The organism is Streptomyces sp. NPDC058773, from assembly GCF_042746015.1.
Lineage (GTDB): Bacteria > Actinomycetota > Actinomycetes > Streptomycetales > Streptomycetaceae > Streptomyces.
Genome location: NZ_JBHYPE010000099.1, coordinates 1 through 2,286, shown reverse-complemented (window position 1 = coordinate 2,286; position 2,286 = coordinate 1). Strand labels below are relative to the sequence as shown.

Here is a 2,286-nt window from a genome sequence, read left to right as displayed (position 1 = left end):
CGGGAGGGGACGGGCCGGAGGGGCAGGGGTGTGGGACGTAAAGCGAAGCAGTCCCACACCCCTGCCCCGGAGGCCCGTCACCGCACCCAAAACCCACCCACCCGCCGCAGGCGCAACAACGGGAAAGCCGAAAACGCACGGAGCCACAGCCCCGCGCAGCGGACCCGCCCGCCGCAGGCGCAACGGCGAGAAACCCCCACGGCGGGCCAGCCGAAAACGCGGGAGGCCACCAACTACCGCCCCTTCGCCGCCGCGGAGGCCCTCGCCATCTCCGCCACCCGCACAAGCATCGGCATCGGGTCGGTCCCCACCGCCCCCGGCAACACCTCCGCCACCCTCTCCGGTGTCCACCCACCCCCCTCCGCATACACGGAGCGAAGCTCCACCGGCTGGGCCCACACGGCGATCTTCGGCCCGGCGACCGTATAGACCTGACCGGTGATCTCCGCGGCCCGCTCGCTCAGCAGATAGACGACCAGCGCCGCCACATCCTCCGGCTCGCCGATCTCCGTCAGCTCCATCGGCACCTTCTCCGACATCCGCGTCCGGGCGACCGGCGCCACGGCGTTGGCCGTCACGCCGTACTTGTGCATACCGAGCGCGGCGCTGCGCACCAGCGAGATGATCCCGCCCTTCGCGGCGGCGTAGTTGGCCTGGGAGACGGACCCCTGGTGGTTGCCACTGGTGAAGCCCAGCAGGGTTCCGGACCCCTGGCGCCGCATCACCGCGGCCGCCGCCCGGAACACCGTGAACGTCCCCTTCAGATGAGTGGCGACCACCGGGTCCCACTCCTCCTCGGTCATGTTGAAGAGCATCCGCTCCCGCAGGATCCCGGCCACGCAGACCACGCCGTCGATCCGCCCGTACTGCGCCAGCGCGGTGTCCACGATCCGCTGGCCGCCGGCCATGGTCGAGACGTCGTCGGCGACCGCGGTCGCGACGCCGCCCGCGGCCTCGATCTCCTTCGCCACGGACTCGGCGACCTCGCTGCCGGGTTCGCCGCCGTCGATGGCGACGCCGTAGTCGTTGACGACCACCTTCGCGCCCTGTTCCGCGCAGGCGAGGGCGACCGCCCTGCCGATGCCGCGGCCCGCCCCGGTGACGGCGATCACCTTGCCGGTCAAGAAGTTCCCCATGCCCTGACCCCTCCCGCAGTTTCTGACGGACCGTTAGATTTTTGAGCAGACCCGGTACGAACACAAGCCCCCGGGCCGATCCGAACCCGCCGTCCCGAGGAGGGCCCATGCCCCTGCCGCAGGAGTTCCATGACATCGCCAAACGCGTGAACAACTGGGGCCGTTGGGGCGCGGACGACGAGATCGGCACGCTCAACCTGATCACCGAGCCGGCCGTCCGGGAGGCCGCCGGCACCATCCGCAGCGGCCGCCGCGTCCCGCTCGCGCTCCCCCTCCGGCACGACGGCGTACAGACCGGCGTGATCCCGGGCCGGGTCAATCCGCTGCACACCATGACCGCCATCAACCACGAGCTCTTCGGCCCCGGCACGGTCGCGACCTCCGACGACGCGGTCACCATGGGGCTCCAGGCCGGCACCCACTGGGACGGCCTCACCCATGTCTCGCACTCCGGGCGGCTCTACAACAACCGCCCCGCCGACTCGGTCACCGCACACGGCGGCGCCACCCGCCTGGGCATAGAGAAGGCCACCCCGATCGCCTCCCGCGGTGTGCTCCTGGACGTGGCCCGGGTGCACCACACCGAGCGGCTGCCCGGCGGGCACGCGGTCACCCCGGAGGACCTGGACGCCGCCGAGGAGCTGGCCGGGACGACGGTCCGGGCCGGCGACATCGTCCTCGTCCGGACCGGCCAGCTGCGGCACTACCTCGCCGGCGACCGCCAGGCCTACGCCTTCCCGTCGCCCGGCCTGTCGGTGCGCACCCCGGAGTGGTTCCACGCGCGCGATGTCGCGGCGGTCGCCAACGACACCCTGACGTTCGAGATCTTCCCGCCGGAGATCGAGGGCCTGTGGATGCCGGTGCACGCCCTGCACCTCGTGGAGATGGGCATGCTGCAGGGCCAGAACTGGAATCTGGAGGAGCTGTCGACGGCCTGCGCGGAGGCGGGCCGCTTCGTGTTCTTCCTGTCCGCGATGGCCGAACCGTTCGTCGGCGGGGCCGGTACGCCGGTCGCTCCCGTGGCGGTCCTCTGAGGCTGCCGCGCCGGGGGGGGGGGCCCCCCCCCCCCCGCCCCCCCCGCGCCCCCCCCCCCCCCGGGGGGGGGGGGGCTGGGCCCCCCCCCCCCCGCCCCCCCGGCCCCCCCCCCCAC

The 2,286-nt window shown here is 73.1% G+C and carries 2 protein-coding genes; one reads left to right on the top strand and one right to left on the bottom strand.

What is annotated here, in order from left to right:
- Window positions 1-233: 233 nt before the first annotated feature.
- Window positions 234-1,136, bottom strand: a complete 903-nt coding sequence (locus ACFW5B_RS35210; RefSeq protein WP_386449189.1) for an SDR family oxidoreductase — start codon at window positions 1,134-1,136, stop codon at window positions 234-236.
- A 107-nt stretch (window positions 1,137-1,243) separates the two neighbouring features.
- Here ACFW5B_RS35210 and ACFW5B_RS35205 point away from each other — a divergent pair, with 107 nt between their 5' ends.
- Entirely contained in the window at window positions 1,244-2,170 is a 927-nt protein-coding gene (locus ACFW5B_RS35205) for a cyclase family protein (protein WP_386449187.1), read from the top strand.
- The last annotated feature ends 116 nt before the right edge of the window (window positions 2,171-2,286 follow it).

Bases quoted from the DNA above. Each gene is read 5' to 3' on its own strand.
- ACFW5B_RS35210 (WP_386449189.1), bottom strand. From the start codon at position 1,136: ATGGGGAACTTCTTGACCGGCAAGGTGATCGCCGTCACCGGGGCGGGC.
- ACFW5B_RS35205 (WP_386449187.1), top strand. From the start codon at position 1,244: ATGCCCCTGCCGCAGGAGTTCCATGACATCGCCAAACGCGTGAACAAC.